This window comes from Paenibacillus sp. XY044, from assembly GCF_002257645.1.
In the GTDB taxonomy this organism is placed as follows: Bacteria; Bacillota; Bacilli; order Paenibacillales; family Paenibacillaceae; genus Paenibacillus_AQ.
This window is the reverse complement of the sequence record NZ_NQMO01000006.1, coordinates 278231-300912: the sequence shown is the minus strand read 5'-3', so window position 1 is coordinate 300912 and position 22682 is coordinate 278231. Positions and strand designations below refer to the sequence as shown.

The window sequence follows — 22682 nt, the reverse complement described above, 5'->3', positions numbered from 1 at the left end:
CGTCAGGAACTATGAAGAAACAAGCATCATTTACCAATTGCATGCACGGTGAAATTCCGACCCGCACTCGCAAGAACGCCATATAGAGGAGGAAAATGACAGATGAACAAAATTTACAAAGTACTGGCAACCGCGTCGATTTTCGCTCTGGCAGCCGTTCCGGTTGCGGCCAGCGCCCAGGAGGTGCCGCCCGCAGCCGCTCAAAGCGGACAAGGCCAGGTTCAAAATGAGGTAAAAGTGGTTCCTGCCACATGGGGACAAATCACGAACTTCGTGAACGACAAGACGGGCAAATTCGTTACGGTTACGGGACGGGGGCTGGCCCCAAGCGATCAAAGCGAGATCGTCCTAACCATTACACCGGAGACCAAGATCATCGATGCCCGCGGAAAGACGGTTCCCCTGAAAACCGTGATCGATGAGAAAAAAGTCGTGAAGGCGTTCTACGGTCCGAATATTACGAAGAGCCTTCCTGCCCGCGGCACCGCGCTGACGCTCGTCGTTCAGAACCAGGACTTCACCGCTATTGACGGTACTGTCTCCGAAGTGAGAGAGAACGGCATCCTGGTCAAAGGAACCAATATTTACACCACCAATGAGGACACGATCCTTCTTCATCTCGCGGATAAGGCCACCATCCTCAGCCAGGATGGGAAAGTTCTGACCAGCGGCGACATTAAAGAGGGCACGAGCATCAGAGCTTTCTACGGTCCTGCCGTCGCGATGAGCTTGCCGCCGCAATCCGGAACGAATTATGTGATCGTGAACACCGCGGACGCCGGAAATGGCGAAACCGGAAATACGGATCAAGAACTCAAAGCCGGCACGGACGGCATCGTCACCAATACGGCGGACGGCAAAGTGACGGTCGTCGGCAAGGCTCATGACAATGGCGGCGTCAACTACGTCATCCTCTCCGTCGATGACAAAACCCAAATCGTCGACGAAGACGGCAAGGCGCTGACCAAGGATGCCCTGAAGTCGGATATCCGCGTGGACGCTTACTACAGCGACATTATGACGATGATTTATCCGGCTCAAACGCATGCCGGCAAAATCGTGGTGAAGAAAGCGGAAACGGTCAAAATCGAAGGTACCGTTAAAGCATCGGACCGCAATTCGGCCGATCAGGTCTATGTGAACGTAGGTTCCGATGATTCCACCGACAACGACGTCATTCTGAACATCTCGAAGGATACGCCGATCATCCCAACACTGGGCGGCGATACCGAGCTTCGCCCTGGCACCAAAATTATCGCCTATCATTCTCCGATCATGACCAAATCGATTCCAGGCATCACGAGTGCCGAAGCGATCATCGTGACGTCGGATGCAGATACGGTACAGCCTAAGTAATAAAAACGTCTATCGACGTACATTTAAGGCAGCCAGACCGCAGTTAGCGGAATTTTTATTGCGATATAAGGATGCCGAGTCTCCGAAAGCTTATCTTTTCTTAGATCTAAAATAAAAACATGCTTAAGCGCGCCAAAACCCGGCCGATTCGTCTGATGAATCGGCCGGGTTTTTTAATGCGCCGGTACAACGGGCCGAATGGCCGTAACGAGGTCAGGCCTGCCGGATTCACGGGCGGGATGCTCGCCCGATGTTTGGCGAACCTTAGGTGAACTTACGCCCCTTGCCGTATTATCCGGTGCTCCCTCATTTCGCCCGCTTCCTTCCGGCAAGAGCGACCGTCATTGGAATGATCAGCATGGTGTAGAATCCGAGCACCGTCATGCTGAGGATAAAGGCGCTCGTGTAGCTGCGCGCATTCGACTGCCAAACGCCGTCCGCCACCAGCCTGTCGGTGCCTCCGGCAGCGGAAGCTGTAACCTTGCAGGCATCGGGAGCCGCCTGAGTCTTACCAGCCGCCTCCGGGAAACAATCGCGCAGTCTAGCCAGCGCCGTCTGCCCCTGCTCATCCGACAAGGCGTAGGATGTCAAGTGCTGCCGCAGTTCAAGCTCGGTTCGAGCCTCCGCCTGATGGGCATAATGACCGAGCGAGCTCATCCAGACGATTCCGATGAGGCCGATGCCGATAGCGGAGGCGAGCTGCATGCCTGTCGTCAAAATACCCGAGCCCGATCCGATATCCTGCTTTTCTACCTTGGACAACACCACATTGGTCAACGGAGCGGCGACGAAGCCTTGGCCTAACCCCAGTAATATCAGAGCTGGCAGCCAGAACCATACGTTCGGCGACCATCCGGTGGCCCAGATCGTCAGTGCAACCGCGAAATAGCCGGCGGATGTCATCACCGAACCGACCGTAAGCACGTGGGCCCCGATTTTGCCTGCCAGTTTAGGCGACAATAGCGAAGCCAGGAAATACCCGATGCCCATAGGCAGAATGATCAAACCGGACTTCAGGGCGCTGAACCCGTGCCCCATCTGCAGCAAATAGGCCGTGATCAGGAAAAAAGCAGCCTGCGCGCTCATCATGAGGAAGATGACGGCCAGCCCCATGCTGAATGCCTTCTGGCCGAACAACCTCACGTTCATAAACGGCCGGCGCCCTCTGGCAAGCTGTCTACGCTGCGTCCATACGAAGACGGCGAGGACAGGGGCGGACAATATCAGGCTGATGACGAGCAGAGCCGGCCATCCTTCCTTCTGCCCTTGGACCAGCGGATAAACGAGGAGCAGCAGGCCTGCCGCCGCTACGGCCGCACCGAACCAGTCCATCCGTGAGCGGTCCGCATCCCTCGATTCCGGAACGAACGGAGCCATAGACAGGATGATCAATCCGATCGGGACACTGAAGAAAAAGACCAGCCGCCAGTCAAGATGCCACGGGTTCCAGCCGAGCAGCAAACCGCCGATCAGCTGACCCGTCGAAGCGGCCAATCCTTGGGCTGCGCCATACAGCCCGAAGATCATTCCCCTCTTCTCCGGCGGGTACTGCGCCTGAATGAGGGACAGCACCTGCGGCGATATCAGTGCCGCGCTAAAGCCTTGAAGCACACGAATCGCCGTAAGCATCCCGACACTATCGGAAATGCCGCATAACAAGGATGTTACGGTAAAACCGGCAACGCCGACCAGGAGCATCTTCCGCCGTCCGTACCGGTCGCCCAGCCGCCCGCCGATAATCAAAGCCACGGCATAGGACAAGGTGTAGGCCGAGACGACGAACTGAACGCCGTAGAAATCGGCGTGAAGCCCTCGCTGAATGGAAGGGGTCGCCACATTGATGATAAAAATGTTCGCTACGGCCATAAATACAGACAGCAGCATCACCGCCAGCATTAAACGCGGCCGCTGGCGCGGCTCAGCCGCCGCCTGCGCAAGAGGCGCGGGAATGGAATGGACCGGTTGGTTCATTGCTTGCTTCATCCTCCTCTAGCGAATCCCGAATATTTGACATCAGCCGGAATCAGCCATTAAAATAAATGAGACAGATCTGTCTCGTTTGATATTCGTATGATACAGACAGATCTGTCTCATGTCAACAGCGAATTTACCTTATTCAGGAACAGGTGATTAGAATGACCAAGAAGGAATCCGCCAAAGAACGGATACTAAAGGTGGCGTCCGATTTATTTTATAGTGAAGGCGTTCGCGCCGTAGGGATCGACCGAATTATTGAAGAATCGGGGGTCGCCAAGGCCAGCTTTTACCGCAACTTTCCGACCAAGGACCATTTGGTCGTGGCCTATTTAGAGCTGCGCTCCAAGATCAGGATGGAAGTCGTAGAAGAAATAAAGCGTTCGTTCCCCGATTCGCCCAAGGAACAGCTCTATGCCCTTCTGGAGGAACTGGTTGAACGGATGGAAAGCTCCCGATTTCGCGGCTGTCCTTTTATGAACGCCATTGTCGAGTTTCCGGATGAGGACCATCCCGGACACCAGGCAGCCATGACATTCCGCTCCACGCTATGGAAAAATGTAGAGGGTATTGCCCGCCAGGCAGGTGCAAGCGATCCGGTCCAGCTCACCTACCAGCTCCAGCTGCTGAAGGATGGCGCCATGATGAGCGCCTACATGGATAAAAGTTATTATCATCCGGACTATTTTCTGAACGCCTGCAAAGTGCTGATCGATCGGCAGTTTGAAGAGCCCACTCCGTCCCGCCGGACAGCCGAATAACATGGCGCCGCAAGCAGTAATCAAGCAGGCAAGACCAGGGAAACCTTTCGCGTTCTTCTCCCGGCCTTGCCTGTTTCCATGCCCTATTCTTTCGCAATCGCCAGCAGGTGGGAAGTGACGCCAACATACTCCCGGAAGAAACGGACCCGTTCCTGCTCGAAACGGAACATGATCACCAGCTCATTCGTGTATGGCATCCCGTTAAAGATCCCCTCCGCTTTAAAAATGACGATCCCGGTATCTTCTTGCTCCACGCAGGTGACCGGCGTTAACTTGGCACTCATGCTTGCCCGTTCCAGCTCGATCAATTCCCGAAACCGCCCGGTTCCCCTCTGCTCTCCCTGCCATTCCTGAAACGGGATCGGGACGATAAAACCAAAATCAGAGGTCACCAGCGCTTCAAACGCCCCCGTATCCCCTTCCTCAATCGCCCGGCAAAAAGCATGAAATGCTTGCAGACTGCGCTCGTTTACCTTTTCCATTGGTTCCATACAGCATCCTCCTCTATTGGGGTTGATTCTGCCTTTCCAAATCTTATGAACTCATCATATCGTTTAAACACGACAGGTGCTGTCTTGTTTCTGTGGTACACTTGAGAAAAAAAGAAAGGACGGGACGCCGATGCATAAATCCCAGCGGTTGATCCGGCTCATCATGCTCGTCAATGCCAAAAAAAACTTCACCCTCCGCGAGCTTGCGGATGAGCTGGGCGTGTCCCAGCGGACCATATCCAGGGATCTCATCGAACTTAGCGAACTGGGCATCCCCGTGTACTCCGTTCAAGGACGGGGCGGCGGCTTCCGCCTGCTAAACGAGCGGCTGCTGCCCGCGATCGCCTTTACCGAAAGCGAAGCGACCGCCTTGTTCTTCGCCTCCCAATCGCTGGCTTACTTCGGCTCCGTCCCGTTCGGAAAAGCCGCCGATTCCGCCCTCGACAAGTTCTATCACTATCTTCCGCCGGATCTGAAAGAGAGAATCAGCCGCTTAACCGGCAAAATGGCGATTTGGAGCCCCCGGCGCAGCATGTCGGTCGAATGTCTGGAGGTGCTGCTGCAGGCGGTCATGATTCGCAGCGCCGTAACGATGGTCTACCAGTCCGGCTCATCCGAGGTCCAAAGAGTCATTCAGCCAATCGGTCTCTACTCGGACCAAGGATACTGGTACTGCCCTGCTTACTGCTTTACCCGCAAGGCTTATCGCCTGTTCCGGGCCGACCGCATCCGCACGGCGATGCTGAATGAAGAAGTCTCCTGTCTGGATGAGGTTGATGAGAAAACGGTGTTCAACTGGAATGAAGAAGAGCTGGAGAAGGCGCCAAAGACCGACTTTATCGTCCGATTGACTCCGGAAGGCGTCCGAAAGTTGGAGGGGAACGGCAGGCTCCAGCCTTATATCGAGTGCGAGGCCGATGGCAGCGGCAGGATTGAAATATCCATCCCCCGGAAGGACGTGGCGTTCTTTGCCGATATGGTCTGGGTTCTAGGGCCGGAAGCAGTGATCGTGGAACCTCCCGAAGCCCGGGAGTGGGTAAATGGCCGACTGGCTTCTATGCAGCGGCAGTACGCGGAGCTAACACCGGAATCTGAATCCAGGTAGGATGACGTTCGGGCATCCCGCGATTTAATATTCAAAAGGAAAGTACCTGTGGTCGGTGTTTCGGCACAAGCCGGCCTTTTTGACATACCAAAAAAGCCAGGCCCATCAAGGACCTGGCTGTATTTCATCCTGTTAAAGACTTTTACTCTTTAATGTGTTGCCGTATAGGTATTTCTGGACCCACGTGCAAGTTATAATACTACAGCCGGAAGTATAAGTCTATACTTTTGGCGGATTTTTTCTATACTTAGACTTATTCTTTAACAGGGAGGGTCTAAGATGTTGAACCAAAGCGAAGCCGAAGAACGTCGTTATGCCGCAGCGATGACCGACAAGCTGGGACAGGCACTGGAAGACATCCGCGGGAAAATATCCGCTTCCTACCGTGACGTCATCGAGGCGAAAAAATATATGTGGGAAAACATTTCCCAACTGGATCCCGCGGAGCGGGCCGCGAACAAGGTGGGTATCTCGCTCCAAATTGACTCAGGTGAGAAAGCCATCGACAAAGAGCGGAAACTGCATAAGCTGTACCAGTCCCCCTATTTCGGCAGGGTAGATTTTCAGGAAAATGGTCAGAAAGTGGCCGATGCCTATTATATCGGGATTCATTCCTTCGCCGAGGCGGACGGGCATACGAATCTGATTTACGACTGGCGGTCACCGGTGGCCAGCATGTTTTACGATTTCGGCGTCGGACCCGCCTATTTTATCGCTCCGCTGGGGCGGATCGAGGGCGAGCTGACAGTGAAGCGGCAGTACAAAATCAGGGACGCCCGCATGGAGTACATGATCGAAAGCTCGATCAACATCGACGACGACGTCCTTCAGAAGGAGCTTAGCAGCACTTCGGACGAAAAGATGAAAAACATCGTCGCCACGATTCAAAAGGAGCAAAACGTCATCATCCGCAATGAATCCTCCGATGAGCTCATCATTCAGGGCGTGGCCGGTTCCGGAAAAACATCGGTCGCCCTGCACCGCATCGCTTTCCTGCTGTACCGCTACAAGGAAACGCTGACGTCGAGAAACGTGCTGATCCTCTCGCCCAACAAAGTGTTCTCCGATTACATTTCGAGCGTGCTGCCCGAGTTGGGCGAAGAAAATATGATGGAAATGCGCTTGGAAGAGCTGGCTGAAGCTGAGCTCAAAGGGATTGCCGGGTTCCAGACGTTCTATGAGCAGGTCACCGCTTTGATGGAGCAGGAGGATCCATCCATGATCGAACGCATCCGGTTCAAGGCGTCCGCCGGCTTCATCCAGAAGCTGGATGAATTTATCGCCTATGCCGAGCAGCATTATTTTGAGCCGGAAGACGTCCAGGTCGGCGGACTGCGGATTCCTGCCGCGGAGCTGCGAGCCATCTATGACGGCACCCGCCGGATGCCTGTGCAGTCCAGGCTGGAGCGGGCCGCAAACCAGGCGGCGGCAAACCTCAGAGACGAGGATGGGCAGAAGCTGGCCGCACCCCGGATTCGTAAAATCAAGGCAGCCGTGAAAAAGATGTTCCGGGCTTCCAGCCTGCTGGCGCTGTACAAGGATTTCTACGACTGGCTGGGCAGACCGGATCTGCTGCGCATGACGGGGCCAAAAAAGCTGGAATATCCGGACGTCTTTCCCCTGATCTACCTGAAAATGTATTGGGAAGGGACGGCGCCGTTTGATTTTGTTAAGCACCTGATCGTCGATGAAATGCAGGACTACACGCCCATCCAGTACGCGGTCCTCACCAGGCTGTTCAACTGCCGAAAGACGATCCTCGGCGACGCCGGCCAATCCGTCAATCCCTATTCCTCCTCTTCCCTTGCCGAGATCAAAAAGGTGCTCCCGAACGCGGATACGGTAGAGCTGTTAAAGAGCTACCGCTCCACCTATGAAATTACGACCTTTGCCCGGCAGCTTAAAGCCAACAGCAGCGTCATTCCGATTGAGCGGCACGGCGAGGAGCCTCGAATCCTGACCTGCGCAGATGCGGAGGAGGAAATGGAGCGCATCCGGTCTGTCATCCAGGAATTTGTGGATTCCGAGTCGCGTTCCATGGGGATCGTCTGCAAAACGAAGGAGCTGGCGGATGAAGTGTACCACAGGTTGGGAGATGCGTTTGATCATCTATATCTCCTGGATTTCGACAGCGAGGAGTTCCGCGAGGGGATCATCGTCACTTCCGCCCATTTGGCGAAAGGTCTGGAGTTCGATGAGGTGATCGTCCCCTTCGTGAACAACGAAGTCTACCGGAACGAGATGGACCAATCGCTGCTCTATATCGCCTGCACCCGGGCAATGCATAAACTGACGCTGACGCACAGCGGGGAGCGGACGGCCTTGTTAAATGAGCCCGGGGAGTTTTAGCCCCCGGGCTCTTCTTTTTACTCTTTATCCAAGATAAGATTCCAGCATCCAGACGTGCTTGTCGAGGTCCGCCTGAATCCCGATCAGCATATCCGCCGTCGGATGGTCGCCGGCACTTTCCGCCAAACGGATGCCGTCCTGCAGCTCCTTGCTGACCAGAGAGAAGTCATCGATGAGCGACTGCACCATACCGCGGGCATCCTCTTTTCCCGCAGCTTCCGCTAGCGTGCCGATTTCGAGATATTCTTTGAGCGTGGCGGCCGGTCTTCCCTTGATTGTCAGGAGTCGTTCGGCAATATCGTCCGCTTTTTGCGTAATGTCGTTATACAGCTCTTCGAACTTCGCATGCAGCGTGAAGAACTGCTCTCCTTTCACGTACCAGTGGTAGTTATGAATTTTAACGTAGAGGATGCTGAAATTCGCCACCTGCTGATTCAATACCTGTTCCAACGTGATTGTCGTATTTGCCATTAGTAATCCCATCCCTTCTTTTATATGAAATGGACCGTCTGTGACGATCCGGTTGATAAAATTGCGGCGGCCGTTCGTTACGGCTGCTTGGCGTCTTCTACAGGGACAACGGTAATGTCATCCACGATCGATTCGCAGTGCGGGCAATAATGGCGAAGCTCGACTTCGTGGCCGCAGGCGGTATGCTTCAGGCTTTTATAACATTTATCCAGGTGCTTCTCGCCCCAGAGGATAAACGCATGAAACACCATTTCCATATCCCGTCCGCTTTCCGTCAATTCATATTCATACCGCGGAGGATGCGCGGAGTATAAATGGGATACGATCAGACCGTCTTCCTCCAGTTGTCTGAGCCGCTCGGACAAAACATTTGCAGAGATCGTTGCCAGCCCTTGCTTGATCTCATTGAACGTTTTTTTACCGACCAAAATTTCATGGATGACCATCAAAGACCATCGATCGCCAACGATGTTCAACGTCTGTGCAATGTTACAATCCAGGTTGTAAATATTCTTCGGCATATCCATGACCCCCCATGTATCTTTATCTTCAATGTGATACTGCCTTCTAACCCTACAGTGCCACAAATGACTTTATCACGCAAATCATCCCATCCGCGGCTTCCATCAGAATCCTTCCAATACCACTTTGCCCACCGTACGGCCCGTCTCCAGCAGGGCATGGGCCTTGCGAAGATTGGCGGCATGAATCGGCGTCAGCGTTTCGCTTGTGGTTGTCCGGATGACGCCCTCGTCGACGAGGCGCGCAACTTCGTTCAGCAGCTTGTGCTGCTCGATCATGTCCGGCGTTTGGTATGTTGAGCGGGTAAACATGAGCTCCCATACGAATGTAACGCTTTTATTCTTGAGCAGGGTCAGGTTGAGCAGCTCATCCGTCTCCACGATCGAGCAGATTTTGCCTTGCGGTGCGATCGCTTCGGCCATGTTCGTCCAGTGTTTCTCGGTGCTGTTCAAGCAGAGGATGTAGTCGACCTGCTCGATGCCGACAGCTTTTAGCTGCGGCAGGAACGCTTCGAAATGGTTGATGACGTAGTCTGCCCCCAGTCCTTTCACCCAATCGGCCGATTCCGGCCGGGAAGCTGTTCCGATGACCGTTAGGCCGGAATACTTGGCTAACTGCGTCGCAATCGATCCGACCCCGCCGGCTGCCCCAATAATCAAAATCGTTTTGCCGGCGTTGTCCGCTTGGGTCCGGGGGATGACCAGCCGGTCGTACAAGCTTTCCCAGGCCGTAATGGACGTTAACGGCAGAGCTGCCGCCTGCGCAAAATCCAGTGTAGATGGCTTCGTGCCCACGATCCGTTCGTCCACCAAATGAAATTCGCTGTTGCCTCCAGGACGGGTAATGCTGCCGGCATAGAACACTTCATCGCCCGGCTTAAACAACGTCACATCCGGGCCCACCTGCTCGACGACGCCTGCGACATCCCATCCCAGCACTTTGGGCTCACTCTCCACGCGGTCTTTAGGCGAACGGACTTTATAATCGACGGGATTCACCGAAATGGCATGGACTTTCACCAGCAGGTCCCTGCCTGTCGGTTCCGGTTTCGCGAGCTCTACATCGATCAGACTCTGCGCGTTCTCAATCGGTAAATACTCGTATAAACCTACGGCTTTCATCGTCTCTTTTACTTTCGTCATGGTTCTTCTCTCCCTTATAAATAAATGTGATTGACGGGGTTAGTCTGGTTGGCGGCATGTTAGTTCATTTATGTAAAGTATGAGCCCGTGAGAGCTCATTGGATCGCGCCGAGCAAATCGTTGATCGTCTCCGCCATCGACGGATGCGTAAATATGGTATCGCGGAGTACCGTGTACGGCTGCCCGGATTGCATGAACACGGACACGATGTTCACAACCTCGCTGGATTCCGCCCCGAACATGGTAAACCCGAGCAGACGGTCGGTTTCGGCGTCGACGACCGCCTTCAGCAGACCGTCCGTCTGCTTCAGCTGGCGCGCCCTTGTTGATGCGGTGACGGGTAATTTCGCCGTTTTCACGGTATGCCCTCTCTTCAGCGCCTCCTGTTCCGTATACCCGACATGAGCCAGGGGCGGATCGATAAACACGGAGTAAGGAACGAACCGGCGGTCGCCTGTCGTACGCGTCCGGTCGCCAAACAATTGATTTTTGAGGATCCGGTAGTCGTCCAGCGAAATGTACGTAAACTGCGGGCCTCCGTTCACGTCACCGATCGCCCAGATATGCGGCACTTTGGTTCGAAGCGTCTCGTTAACACGGACAAAACCGCGCTCCGTCACTTCGACGCCTGCAGCTTCGAGGTTCAGCCCGTCCGTATTCGCCTGTCTGCCGGTGGCAACCAATACGGCATCGGCTTGAAGCGAATCCTCGCCGTCAGGTGTGGACAGGAACAACTGGACGGATTCCCCTTGTTCAGCGATCCGGGACACCTTGGTCTGCAGCCGGAAGCGGATGCCCTTCGCCTCCAGCACTTTTTTGACCTCTTCGGCAATCTCGCGGTCCTCTCTCGGCAGGAATACGCCGCCGTTCTCAAGCACGGTCACCTCCGAGCCGAAGCCCGCATAGATGGAGGCAAATTCCAGACCGATATACCCGCCGCCGATGATCGTCAAACGGGAAGGCAGCTGCGCCAAGTCCAGCATTTCGGTGCTCGTGTAGACGTGAGCTCCGTCAATCCCGGGAATGTCGGGAAGGATCGGCTTCGCTCCCGTATTGATAAAAATCCGTTCGGCCTCGGCCAGGATGGTTCCTGCTTCGGTTTCGACCCGAACTTCATGCGGTGATTGGAACGAAGCCGTCCCGGTCAGTACCGTAATCCCCGGATGGCTGTTCAGGTTATCGAAATTTTTGCCGCGCAGCAGGGAGACCAGCTCATCCTTCTCTTGCACAGCACGCGCATATTTAGCCTGCCGGGACTCCGAACCGCTCGCATCCTCCTGCGAAACGATATGTGCCTGATACGCCAACGCCTTTGTGGGAATGCAGCCGATATTGATGCAGGTTCCGCCATACATAAGAGGTGATTTTTCCACGAGGGCTACTTTCAATCCCTGCTCGGCCAGAAAGGGAGCTAACGTTTTTCCACCTTTGCCAAAGCCGATAATTAACGCATCGAACGTTTCCTTGATCATCGGACAATCCATCCCTTCTCGAATGAAGCTTCTATTTTGAGGTCTGTGCTCGTTGCTATGTAAGTTATAATATACTATTGGGTTAGTTTTTACAACCCAGTAGTATATTATAACTTATTCATTGGTTTTATTAAAGATAGAGCACTTTTTAGAATAAGGGGAACATGGTTAGCCTTGGCCGCGGTAGGCGCCTGCAAGGATGTTGCGGAAATAGCTGCAGGATGCTGCGGAGATGCATAGCGAGAAATCCAGAAATCCTGGATCGTGCAGCCTTCTTTACGCTCAGATATCTGCGCGAAGCCAAAAAAAACCGAGTAAAGATCAGGAATGCTTCCTGAACGTTTGCTCGACTTTTTTATACTGGGCTGTGCGGCGGTACTTTATACGATACACGCAGTTAAATAGCTGCGAAAGTGCATCTATTTTTCTCGATTTCCGCCCCATTAGCCTAATTAGCTGCAAATATGCATCTATTATCGTCCGAAACGCCCGCTTTGGGCCGATTCTTCTAAAATAACGGCACTTTTGCAGTTATTTTTGCCCCCTGCTGTTCAAAGGTTTCCGCGATTTACTGCAACAAAAAGACAGCCGATCAACATGACGGCTGCCTCCCTGAACTGCTTCATCATTAAATTGCCCGTTTGGATTCCCGGCACTACATTTTGGTAATCATCCATGTCACACCGAACCGGTCAATGACTTCCCCATAGTAAGCGCCCCAAGGCTGAAGGGCAAAAGGATACTTGCTTTCTCCGCCCTCGCTTAGCTTGTCGTATGCCGCTCTGGCTTCTGCCTCATCGTTATAGGTTAAAGAAAGACTGACGCTGCGGTTATACGAAACCGGTTCAAACGCGTCGGACAGCATCAACGGATTCGTTCCCGCCACTGTCACCGCCAAGTGCATCACTTTATCCTTCATCGCCTCGGGCGCTCCGGGCGCGTCTCCGTAAGTACTGACAAACCGGACTTCCCCGCCGAGTGCCTCGATATAGTAATTCGCCTGGCTTCTTGCATCCACCGACATCAGATAAGCGTTCATTTGTGCTCCCATTATTGTTCAACAACCTTTCACCTGTTTTTTGTCTTTACATGAATACGACGAATGCCTTTCGACGAAATCGACACGGAAGCAAAAAAATTTATAAAAAAGTTTTTTCATTCAAAAAAGGACTGCTTTCACGGCCATCTTCGCCCCGATCAAGCAGTCCTTCATATTGTCTTCAGTCTATTTCATTTTAAGATTGAATGGATGCACCCGTCGCATACCATCTCCCGGATTTGAGTTGGAGAGTTAGCCGGACCGGCTCCCTGAAACCGAAATGTTCATCGGTATACTGCTGGGTTACAAAAGCCCGGGATACCCCGAAGAAGTGCAGCGGAAATACGAAGCTAATGTCGTGAGCGCTAGGGTCATACGAATAGTCAGCCTTGGTCATACCTCGCCTAACCGGATGGATGGCATCATAGGCGGCCTCATTCATATAATCGGTATAGTCCGAATCACCGCTCATGGCTTTCACCAAAATCCGTTTCGTATCATGAGCAATCCACACGCCGAAAGCGGCATATGCGGCCACAAAGACGATGATCAGCGATAACGCAAGCCTTTTCCCCTTCACGTCTGTTCCCCCCTGTTCTTCCGACGGCACTGCAGTTTTCCTTATGTAAAAGGGATGCAATCCAAAAATTGCATCCCTCCTGTTATTTGTTATGAAATAAAGCTATCCGGGGAGCTTCATCCCGTTAGTTTGGTTCTCTTCCGGACAAACTCAGCTGCCACGTTACGCCAAACCGATCGGCAACCCAGCCGAATTTGCGGCTGAATGGATATTCGCCGAGCGGCATCAGGACGTACCCGCCTTCCGACAGGCGGTGGAATGCACCGTCGATCTCTTCCTCCGTATCGCAATTCACGTACAGCGAAATGGCCGGCGTGAACGTAAAGTCGTGCTTAATATTGCTGTCGATGCACATGAGTACCTGTCCCTTGAGCGTAAATGCAGCCTGCATCACGGAGCCCTCGGCCCCGGCCTCGCCCGGCCCATATCGGACAATGCTCCGAATTTCCGAGTTATCGAACAAGGAGGTATAGAAATTCATCGCCTCCTCCGCTTGGCCGGCGAACATGAGGAATGTCATAACCTTCTGGCTTGTGTCAGCCATGAATCAGCATCTCCTTTGCTTCATGAAATGGTTGCGTATGCCCTGCATTATAACACAGCGGCAGGGATAAGACCTCTCTTCAATGACCTTACTAGTGAACCAGCCGCGTAATCTGCTTCTTTTTCCACGAGAAGCGGTAGTAGCTGTACACTAAAATGAAGCTGGCGATGAACGCCGCCGGGTACCCGATCCAGATGCCTTCAATGCCAAGACTTGTGTGGTACGACAGCACGTAGGCCACAGGGACCTCCACGAGCCAGATCGACACGATGTTGAACACCGTTGGCCACAGCACCGTGCCGCTGGACCGCATCGTCGCCCCGTAAATTTGGGTATGGCCGAAGATGAAGTAGCTCCACAACGTGATCATGAGCAGCCGGTGGGCGATGTCCAGCGTATCTCCGCTCGTAATGAACCAGGACAAAATATGCTCAGAGAACAGGTACACCGGGATAATGATAATCGCTCCAATGATATAGTTGAGCATAATGCCCACGCGGATGACCTGTTTCAGCCGGTCCATCTGACCGGCCCCAATCGACTGCGCTCCCAGCACCGAAACGGTCATGCCTAGGCTGATCGCCGGCATCTGGACGTAGCTCGCCACCTGGTTTCCTGCGCCATAGGCCGCGGTTGCGTCCGAGCCGAATCGGTTGACGAAAATGATGACCGCAATCTCGGACAGCGACACCAGAATCATGCTGATACTGGAGGGAATGCCGAGACGTAGCAGCAGCTTCAGCATTTCCCGGTCCATCCCCAGGTGCCTGCGCACCGAGGCGTCGAACTGCAGCGGGTGTTTCTTCCAACGAAGATACCAGAGCATCACGATGAAGGTCACAATCGTCGAGGCCAGATTCGCATAAGCCGCGCCGTACAGGCCGAGCTCAGGCAGCCCGATCCAGCCGAAGATCAGCACGGGCAGCAGAATCAGGTTCAGCACCGTACTGACGATCAGAAAATAAAACGGCGTTTTGGAATCGCCCGTTCCGCGCATAAACGTCGTATAGACCGCATACAGGAACAAAAACGGCAGGCTCCAGAACATGATGCGGGCATAATGTACGGAAATATCGATGATGTTGGACGGGGTTCCGATCAGAAGCAAAATATCCTCGGTAAAAATGCCTCCCAGCACAGCCAGGACGATGCCGAGAATGAGCGTGAAGGTCAGCGTCGTGCCGACGACCGCCTTGAGCTTCTCCTCGTTGCGTGCCCCGTAGGCCTGACCAATCAGAATGGCACTGCCGGAGCCGATCCCGATTACAAACGATATGACCAGAAAAAATAACGGGAAAAACGCGGATATCGCCGCCAGCGCCTCGACCCCGATCCAGCGCCCCACGACGATGCTGCTGACCAGCTGGCCGACGGACTGCAGGGCATTGCTCAGAATAAGGGGAATGAGGAAGGCGATCATGGCCCGCAGTACCGTATCCTTCTTCTCGGGAGCGCCCGGCCCCGGCCTCTCTGAAGACACGGCACCAGAGGCGCCTTGTAAACCTTGCTTGGTTGAACTCATGTGAAACCATCTCCTTTAATCATCTTCCAGTAGAAAAACTGCGGCACGCCCATCAGTATCCCATGTCCTTCAGCAGACGGGACAAAATGCGGAACCGCTCGCCCAGCAGCTCGCCGTCTTCGTTCAATGCCTGGGCAAAAAGCTTGATATCCTCGTCGATCATCGGATTGTCCGTGCATACCGCCACTTCCATGGCGTCACCCTGCACCCCTACGCGGTCGATAGTCGCCTCTTCCGGGTCATACAGCTTGGGATACCGGTAGGCTTCGCTGAAATAAGTGCTGCTGCGCAGAATCAGAATCGCCAGATCCAACACCCGGTGCATCGGAAGCTCTTCGGATTGGCGCGACCATTTCTCGCCGGTATAACGCCATACTTTGGCGGAAATATCCACCTTCCCGCGCTCATTCCACTGGGCCAGCCCCAGGGACAGCCCCTTGGCATCCGTGCTGTACGCCTTTCTGCCGTCGATGTTTTCGTAATTCTCGGATACGATGACCGGTTTATGTTTTAACGTTGTTGGGATCTTCATGGTTAGATCATCTCCACATTTTCTAATTTGTCTTTCCAAATGTCGCGCAGGAGCTCAAGGTCCTCCGTATAGTCGGTTTTGGACTCATCCTTGTCGTAGGCGAGCGTGTCTACAACCTTCACTTCAAATTGGTCCTCCCCGTGCTCGTTCCATTCCCGCTGCAGCTCCTTACATTTGTGCAGGCCGGATCTTAACGTAAACTGGTGCCGGTTCAGCATGCTCTTCATATCCTGCGTGAAACCCAGATAGGTGCGCCCGGAAGGGACACACTTAAGCATATAAACGCCCATTTGGGGCTTCATTTCTTTGTACTGCGCGATTAGCTCCGCCCTGCGGCTTCTGTCCATGCGATTCATCTCGCTTTCCAAATAAATATTTAGTAATTTACTAAATCAGTAATTTACTAAATGACTAGATTATTTATATTACAGATATTGTAACCTGTCAAGGTATTTGGAAAACCTTTGGATGGATATTAGTCCGTTTGTTATGGGCAAGCTGCATCAAAAGCAGAAAAAAGGCACCCGCCGTTCGCCAGGTGCCTCATGGAATCGGCGCAAACTCACGCCTTCCTATTTATTTTCCAGTTTCGCCTGCTCCACCCGCTGCTGCGCCGCCGTATAGGTGTCGATCAGCTTTTGAACGCCGAGGCCGTTAATTTCCTCCACATATTTATCCCAGTCGCTTAATTTTCTCGTGCCCAGGACGAACTTGGAGAAGTTCTCTTCGCGGTATTTCTTTACCGCCTGCCCGGTCACCGACAGTACCTCGTTCTCCGCATCGGTAAAGGCCGGCTTCGGCTGCATTGCCGGCGGATCGTACTTGACCGCTTCCTCATACGCCTTTTTCAAATCGTCAGAGAACAGCGACAGGTGCGCGTTAAAATCGATCCACGTATAAGTGCCGCTCGTCTGCAGGCCGGTCTGCTTCCGCATTTCCGTCACGTCAGTATACTCCGGCTTGAACTTCTTCTCCCCATTTTCCATCGTATAGGTCTCGCCTTCCTTGCCCCAGCTGCTTAAGTTACGCCCCTCTTCGCTGTAGAAGAAGTCCATATACTTCATAATTTCGTCTTTTTGCTTGGAGCTCGAGGCTACGGTCAGACCGCCTTCGAGATAGTGGAAATACGGGTTCAGCTGCTTCAAGCCCGGCAGACCCGCCGGCGGCGCCATGAACTGCAGACTGTACTCCGGATTGTCCTTGCGCATCGCGTTGTTGAAGAAGTCGACGCGGCTGATGTAATCGATGGTCACAAAGGACTGCCCGGTAGATATGACATCCTGCCACTGCTTCGTTTGGATCGAGAGGAAATCCGGCGGAATCAGCCCTTCCTCGTAGAAGGTATGCCACATCTCCACCATTTTCTTGTAGTTGTCCTCGGTCGGTCCGAACTTCCACTTGTTATCGTCAAAATCGTAATACACGTCGGTGCCCGTATCGAAATTGGTCGTCAGGTTGGCATACATCTCATCCGGAATTTGCCCGAAGCGCATCGACAGCGGATAGCTGTCCGGGTACAGCTGTTTCAGCTTTTTCAGCACCTGGTGCAGCTCCTCATAGGTTTTGGGCTGCTGTAGTCCGTTTTTCTTGAAAATATCTTCGCGGTACAGCCAAATCATCCGGTTCGTTTCCCCAAAGCCCTGGTTCGGGAACATATACATTTTGCCGTCCGCGGACAGCGAGGCCTTGGCTTCCTCCGGATACTGCTCCATCCATTTCTTTAGGTTCGGCATCTGGTCGACATGATCCAAAATATTTTCCAGCGCGCCCTGGTCCCCGTATTTGTTGGAGTCCCTGCGGCTTGACATATACATCAGGTCCGGCAGGTTGGCCGAGGCCATGACCAGGTTCAGCGTGTCGCTCAGCTTGCCCGAAGGCGTCTGCACATTCAGCGTAACGCCGGTTTTCTCCTGAATCCATTTCCAGACCGGCCAATCCTTGCTGTAAGGGAAGGTCGCATTGTTGTCGAGCAGAGCGGTTAAGGTAACCGACTGCTTCTCTCCCCCGGTTCCGGGATTGGAAGCCGTATTCGTCTCTTCCTTCTTCCCGCTGGTGCATCCGGCTGCGGCAATGACGATCATCAGCGCGGCCAGCAGCGCCGAAGCGATCTTTCTTTTCTTCATTCGTTTCGCCCCTTTGATCAATATTGGAACATCACAGTTATCCCTTCACCGCACCGATCATCGATCCTTTCACAAAATATTTCTGGACGAACGGATATATGATCAGGATCGGAATGGTGGATACCATGATCGTTGCAAACTTCAGCGAATCCTCGACCACCATGTTGTCCCCGCCGATCTGCGTCACCTGCCCGGAGCTGACGCTTCCGGCCAGCACGAGATTGCGCAGGATGACCTGAAGCGGAAACAGGTCGGGATTGCGTAAATACAGCAGCGGATTCATGAAGTTGTTCCAGATGCCTACCGCATAGAACAATGAGATCGTAGCGAACACCGGCTTGGATAACGGCACGATAATGCGGAAGAAGATACCGATGTCGTTTAGTCCGTCTATCCTTCCCGATTCCTCCAGCTCCTTCGGAATGCCGCTGAAGAACGTCCGCATCAGAATGAGATTCCACGTGCTGACCGCTCCCGGGAGCACCATGCCCCAGATCGTATCGACCAGCCCGAGCGAGCGGACTACAAGAAACGTCGGGATCATGCCCCCGCTGAAAAACATCGTGAACACGATCAAAAGCGTAAAGCCCTTGTGAAACGTCATGTCGCTGCGGGACAGCGCATAGGCGCCCATTGAGGTAATGATCATCGCGATCGCCGTGCCCACCGCGGTGTAGATGATTGTGTTCCGGTAGGCCGACCAGATTTTCGGGTCTCCCAGCACCAGATCGTACATCCGGAGATTAAAGCCTTTCGGCCACAGCGTCACTTCTCCCTTCATGACGTACACGTCCCCGCTGAGCGAAACCGCAAGCATGTAAACGAACGGATACAGCGTCACGGCCGCGACACCGAGCAGAATCAGCATATTGACGATGGTAAACAGGCTGATCCTGCGGCTGCCGCGAACTTCCCCTGCCCTTACCATAGGCTGGTCCCCCCCAGTCTGCGGCTGATAAAGTTCGCCGTAAAAATAAAGATAAAGCTGATAACCCCCATGAACAGATCGATGGAAGAGGCGTAGCTGAAGTTCCCCTGCTCCATCCCGACCCGGTACACGTACGTGCTGATAATATCCGCCGTGTCGTATATGGCGGGGTTATACATCAGGAAGACTTTTTCAAATCCGATCTCCAGCACCTTCCCGATATCGAGGATCAGGATGATCATGATAGTCGGCGCAATGCCGGGCAGCGTCACATGCCACAGCTTCCGCCACCGGTTCGCCCCATCGATGCTGGCCGCTTCATACAGCTGCGGATCGACCGCAGTCAGCGCCGCCAGGAAAATAATCGTCTCCCATCCGATGTGCTGCCAGATTTCCGACAGGACATAGACCGGCCGGAACCATCCCGGCTCCATCATGAAATTGACCGGCTTGAAGCCGAGTGAGGTAATCAGTTCATTGACGATCCCGCCGTTCGGGGACAGGAACATGATCACCATGCTGGCCACGATGACGTTGGAAATGAAATGCGGTAGGTAGCTGACGGTCTGCACCCATTTTTTGAGCACGGCATTCCGGACTTCATTCAGCAGCAGGGCCAGAATGATGGGCGCCGGGAAGCCGAAGACCAGCTTGTAGACCCCGAGCAGCACCGTGTTTTTCATCAGCACCCAGAAATCGGGGTTCTCGAAAAACATCCGGTAATACTTGAAGCCCACCCAATCGCTCGCCCAAATGCCCTTGAATACATTGTAGTTTTTAAACGTAATGACAAGGCCGAACATTGGTGCGTACTTAAAGACCGCGTAATACAGCAGGCACGGGAGAAACAGCAGCCATAAGTATCTGCTTCGTCTCCAGGCACGCTTCAGCCTGCTCTGCATGCTCATGCCTCTGCGGCGATTTACGTTCAGGCCCGGCAGGCCGGCTTCAACCAGTCCGGACACTTCCGATCGTGCTTGTTTCACCCACATGCGCACCTCCCTCTTTGGTCATGGGCTCGATAACCCTGTACCCGAATCATACTTGAACCGTTCCCCTTAAATAAATCAGCACGTTTGTGAAGATATCCCCTTTTTCCGGGGTCAGCCGGAAGATTGTAGAGATACCCGAAAAGGTGAATATTGTTTGAACGCGAAAATAAATCTTATGATATAGGTAACAGAGCCCACATTGCCGGAGGTGTTCAAGAGATGTCACTCATCCTGACGAAAAAACTGGGGTATACGACGCTTTTCACGAAATTGCTGCTTGGATTTCTGGCCGTCATCTTTCTTCTTGCCGCCTTCAACCTGGTTTCCTTTTTCTATTTAAAGCGCCAGATCCACCAGGAGATCGTCAAGTATAACGAGCTGAGTATTAATCATGCGGTGGATGGCTACGAAGATCATTTTCGGCTGACACGGGAAATGGTGCTAGGTCTGAACCAGAACAGCCTCTGGACGACCCACATCAATTTGCTCCGGCATGCCAGGGTCAACAAGGCTTACGGCTACGTCAACGACGTCATTGCCGAGATGAAACGGCTTTACACGAATCCCTTCCTTTATTTTGACAACCTTATTATTGACTTCCGCAGCGACGCCTACGTAATCGAGAAGGACGGGACAAGCAGCGCTAAAGCCATGTTCGGCACGTATTACACCAGTCCTTCCTACCCGCCGGAGTTTTGGGACCGCCAGTTTGACGAATCGTACGCCTACCGCGTATTTCCAGCTGCCGCCTTTAGCGAGAACACGGCGGGCCATACCGCGTCTAAAGGCGTGCTGATGCCCATGGTCATTAAAATGATGCCTTACCGCGACATGTACTTCATCGTCATGATCGATGCCCAGAAACTGTCGCAGAACCTGCACGTATCGATCAGCGACCAGTTTTATATTCTGAGTGCTGACGGGCAGCCGCTCTACCAAACATCGTCCGACATGGCATCGGGCCTGGTCACCTCATTCGACCCGGAACGTTCCTATATGCAAACGAAGGATTATTATTATTTCTATAAAAAAGGGGCCGGCACGGGCTTCACTTATGTCAGCCGCGTTCCGGTCCAGAGCATCTCAGGCCAGCTTCTCAACCTGAACCTGATCCTGCTGTCGCTGCTCGCGATCGTCGGCGTCCTGATCGTGCTGACCTTCCTGTTCAGCCGGCGCATGCATCAGCCGATCCGGCTGATCGTCGACGAGCTGAAGGGCTACGAAGCCGATGCCGGCAGCGGCACAGATCATGAGCCCGTACGCGAAATTGAGCTGATCACGCGAAAAATGCACCAAATGCGCATTTCCCACCAAAGCATTTCGCACGACCTGGCACGCAAAAACTCCATGCTCCGGCATTACGCCTACACCAACAAGCTAAAGAACATCCATATGAATCTGAAGGAAATCCAGGAGCTGACCGATACGAGCCTGCCTTACGTGGTGGTGGTCTACCAGGTGCTGTTCAAGGAGGACTTCGCGCATTTTCAGCAGAAAACCGGAAAAGGGTCTTACTACCTCCGCGTGTACGTCGACAATGTATGGCGGCAGGCATTTCCTGACGCCGTAACGATTCAGACCGAGCCCCACCAGATTCTGACGCTGTTGTTCCTGCCCGATCCGGAGGCGGATCTTACTCCATACATGCAGCGGCTGCTGCAGGTATTCTCCGTGGACCGCGAGAGCTATCTCGTCACGATGGCCTATGGAGCCGTTCAGCCGGCGGGGGCGGACTTCACGGCCGCGTATGAGCAGGTCAAAGAACGCCTGAAGCTGCGCCGTCTGGTGGATGAAACGCAGTGGATTCGCCAGGACTCCCCTGCTGACGGAGGAGCTCGGAGCGAACGCTACCTCAAAGCGATGTGGGAGCAGGAGTTCCAGACCCGCCTGATGAGCGGCAGCGAAGAAGGCATGCAGGAGTGGGTCCGGCGCAGCCTGGACCAGCTCGAGAAGAAGCAGGCGGCGGCCAGTGACTACCGGCAGTTCGCCAAAGACGTAGCCGGCGAGCTGGATAAGGCGCTGCGCCAGCTTCCCCCGGCCGCATCGGGCGATACCGACGGGCGCCCGGCGCTCGATGAGACCCGGCGCTTCTACTGCCGGGCGCAGTACGAGCGCTGGTTCGAGGACCTGCTGCACCCCGTGCTGCAAGGAATCCGGCGCAAGACGGAGGAGCATGATCCGATCACGTCATTTGTGACGGAGTATATGTGCACGAATCTGGAGGAGGACATCAACCTCGACATGATGGCCGACAAGCTGAACATTACGTCCGGCTATCTGTCGACGTATTTCAAAGAGAAGACAGGCGTCAATTTCAGCGACTACCTGAACGACCTGCGTATCCGGACCGCTAAGGAGCTTCTGCAGAACCTGGATCTGCGCATCCAGGATGTGGCGGCCCGGGTCGGCTACCGCAACGTGAACTCGTTCATCCGCATGTTCAAGCGGCATGCGGGGATTACGCCTGGGGAGTATCGGCGAAAATATGCGTCGTAGGGGGATTGATGGCGGGCAGGCTGGGGGCGGGTAGCGTGGTAGCAAGCTAGCGTCCGTTAAAGTGACATCTCATAACAAAGCTGATACATCGGCGCTCGCGTTGGCGCTCCGTGTACGGATCGTTCTTCCGATCGCTGTTGTCTTTGGATTTCTTTACCGGCAACATAACAAGGGTGAAATCCAAAGACAAAGGCGACCGCTCCGCTTCTCCAGATCGATTCCGTCCACTCCGCTGGGTCGAGGTTGGAGTTACGTTGATTAAAAATTAATGGCATGAAAGGCC

General features: G+C 53.8%; 20 protein-coding genes. 5 read left to right on the top strand and 15 right to left on the bottom strand.

Annotated elements, in window-relative coordinates; genetic code table 11:
• The first annotated feature begins 102 nt into the window (after nucleotides 1-102).
• Nucleotides 103-1356 (top strand): peptidase, encoded by a 1254-nt coding sequence (locus tag CJP46_RS23700; protein WP_094598090.1) that lies wholly within the window; start codon nucleotides 103-105, stop codon nucleotides 1354-1356.
• Nucleotides 1357-1662: 306 nt separating this feature from the next.
• Here CJP46_RS23700 and CJP46_RS23695 read toward each other — a convergent pair whose 3' ends face one another.
• Nucleotides 1663-3327, bottom strand: a complete 1665-nt coding sequence (locus tag CJP46_RS23695; protein WP_179281293.1) for an MFS transporter — start codon at nucleotides 3325-3327, stop codon at nucleotides 1663-1665.
• A 164-nt stretch (nucleotides 3328-3491) separates the two neighbouring features.
• On the opposite strand from CJP46_RS23695, the gene CJP46_RS23690 reads away from it, so the two are divergent.
• The gene (locus CJP46_RS23690; RefSeq protein WP_094598088.1) at nucleotides 3492-4091 is read left to right on the top strand and encodes a TetR/AcrR family transcriptional regulator; all 600 of its coding nucleotides are present in this window, start codon (nucleotides 3492-3494) and stop codon (nucleotides 4089-4091) included.
• Between the two features lie 83 nt (nucleotides 4092-4174).
• On the opposite strand, the gene CJP46_RS23685 is transcribed toward CJP46_RS23690, so the two are convergent.
• Entirely contained in the window at nucleotides 4175-4582 is a 408-nt protein-coding gene (locus CJP46_RS23685; RefSeq protein WP_094598087.1) for a nuclear transport factor 2 family protein, read from the bottom strand.
• A gap of 130 nt (nucleotides 4583-4712) precedes the next feature.
• Here CJP46_RS23685 and CJP46_RS23680 point away from each other — a divergent pair, with 130 nt between their 5' ends.
• Together CJP46_RS23680 and CJP46_RS23675 are read left to right on the top strand one after the other, a co-directional pair.
• The gene (locus tag CJP46_RS23680; protein WP_094598086.1) at nucleotides 4713-5687 is read left to right on the top strand and encodes a helix-turn-helix transcriptional regulator; all 975 of its coding nucleotides are present in this window, start codon (nucleotides 4713-4715) and stop codon (nucleotides 5685-5687) included.
• A 279-nt stretch (nucleotides 5688-5966) separates the two neighbouring features.
• Nucleotides 5967-8036 (top strand): HelD family protein, encoded by a 2070-nt coding sequence (locus CJP46_RS23675; RefSeq protein WP_094598085.1) that lies wholly within the window; start codon nucleotides 5967-5969, stop codon nucleotides 8034-8036.
• A gap of 24 nt (nucleotides 8037-8060) precedes the next feature.
• Here CJP46_RS23675 and CJP46_RS23670 read toward each other — a convergent pair whose 3' ends face one another.
• The 13 genes from CJP46_RS23670 to CJP46_RS23610 all read right to left on the bottom strand — a co-directional run bounded on the left by CJP46_RS23670 (nucleotide 8061) and on the right by CJP46_RS23610 (nucleotide 19819).
• Entirely contained in the window at nucleotides 8061-8507 is a 447-nt protein-coding gene (locus CJP46_RS23670) for a Dps family protein (protein WP_256992493.1), read from the bottom strand.
• A gap of 77 nt (nucleotides 8508-8584) precedes the next feature.
• A complete protein-coding gene (locus CJP46_RS23665) occupies nucleotides 8585-9028 on the bottom strand; it encodes a winged helix-turn-helix transcriptional regulator (RefSeq protein ID WP_094598083.1) in 444 nt (147 codons plus the stop codon).
• A gap of 105 nt (nucleotides 9029-9133) precedes the next feature.
• Nucleotides 9134-10171 carry a zinc-binding alcohol dehydrogenase family protein gene (locus tag CJP46_RS23660; RefSeq protein WP_094598082.1) on the bottom strand — a complete coding sequence of 346 codons (1038 nt, stop codon included), beginning with the start codon at nucleotides 10169-10171 and terminating at the stop codon, nucleotides 9134-9136.
• 95 nt (nucleotides 10172-10266) lie between these two features.
• Nucleotides 10267-11643 (bottom strand): FAD-dependent oxidoreductase, encoded by a 1377-nt coding sequence (locus CJP46_RS23655; RefSeq protein WP_094598081.1) that lies wholly within the window; start codon nucleotides 11641-11643, stop codon nucleotides 10267-10269.
• A 655-nt stretch (nucleotides 11644-12298) separates the two neighbouring features.
• Nucleotides 12299-12694, bottom strand: a complete 396-nt coding sequence (locus tag CJP46_RS23650) for a VOC family protein (protein WP_094598080.1) — start codon at nucleotides 12692-12694, stop codon at nucleotides 12299-12301.
• Nucleotides 12695-12878: 184 nt separating this feature from the next.
• Nucleotides 12879-13262, bottom strand: coding sequence for a hypothetical protein (locus CJP46_RS23645; protein WP_094598079.1), 384 nt, complete (start codon nucleotides 13260-13262; stop codon nucleotides 12879-12881).
• A gap of 124 nt (nucleotides 13263-13386) precedes the next feature.
• The gene (locus CJP46_RS23640) at nucleotides 13387-13806 is read right to left on the bottom strand and encodes a VOC family protein (protein WP_094598078.1); all 420 of its coding nucleotides are present in this window, start codon (nucleotides 13804-13806) and stop codon (nucleotides 13387-13389) included.
• A 91-nt stretch (nucleotides 13807-13897) separates the two neighbouring features.
• A complete protein-coding gene (locus tag CJP46_RS23635) occupies nucleotides 13898-15226 on the bottom strand; it encodes an MATE family efflux transporter (protein WP_143813018.1) in 1329 nt (442 codons plus the stop codon).
• A gap of 154 nt (nucleotides 15227-15380) precedes the next feature.
• Nucleotides 15381-15860 carry a DUF6530 family protein gene (locus CJP46_RS23630; protein ID WP_094598076.1) on the bottom strand — a complete coding sequence of 160 codons (480 nt, stop codon included), beginning with the start codon at nucleotides 15858-15860 and terminating at the stop codon, nucleotides 15381-15383.
• A gap of 2 nt (nucleotides 15861-15862) precedes the next feature.
• The gene (locus CJP46_RS23625) at nucleotides 15863-16207 is read right to left on the bottom strand and encodes a GIY-YIG nuclease family protein (protein WP_179281292.1); all 345 of its coding nucleotides are present in this window, start codon (nucleotides 16205-16207) and stop codon (nucleotides 15863-15865) included.
• 225 nt (nucleotides 16208-16432) lie between these two features.
• Nucleotides 16433-17983 carry an extracellular solute-binding protein gene (locus CJP46_RS23620; protein ID WP_094598074.1) on the bottom strand — a complete coding sequence of 517 codons (1551 nt, stop codon included), beginning with the start codon at nucleotides 17981-17983 and terminating at the stop codon, nucleotides 16433-16435.
• Between the two features lie 37 nt (nucleotides 17984-18020).
• On the bottom strand, nucleotides 18021-18911 hold the full coding sequence (locus CJP46_RS23615) for a carbohydrate ABC transporter permease (RefSeq protein WP_094598073.1): 891 nt from the start codon (nucleotides 18909-18911) through the stop codon (nucleotides 18021-18023).
• Complete coding sequence (locus CJP46_RS23610) at nucleotides 18905-19819, bottom strand: ABC transporter permease (RefSeq protein WP_094598256.1); 915 nt, start codon at nucleotides 19817-19819, stop codon at nucleotides 18905-18907. The genes CJP46_RS23615 and CJP46_RS23610 overlap by 7 nt, the downstream gene beginning before the upstream one ends.
• A gap of 303 nt (nucleotides 19820-20122) precedes the next feature.
• On the opposite strand from CJP46_RS23610, the gene CJP46_RS23605 reads away from it, so the two are divergent.
• Nucleotides 20123-22399, top strand: coding sequence for a helix-turn-helix transcriptional regulator (locus CJP46_RS23605; protein ID WP_094598072.1), 2277 nt, complete (start codon nucleotides 20123-20125; stop codon nucleotides 22397-22399).
• Nucleotides 22400-22682 lie beyond the last annotated feature (283 nt).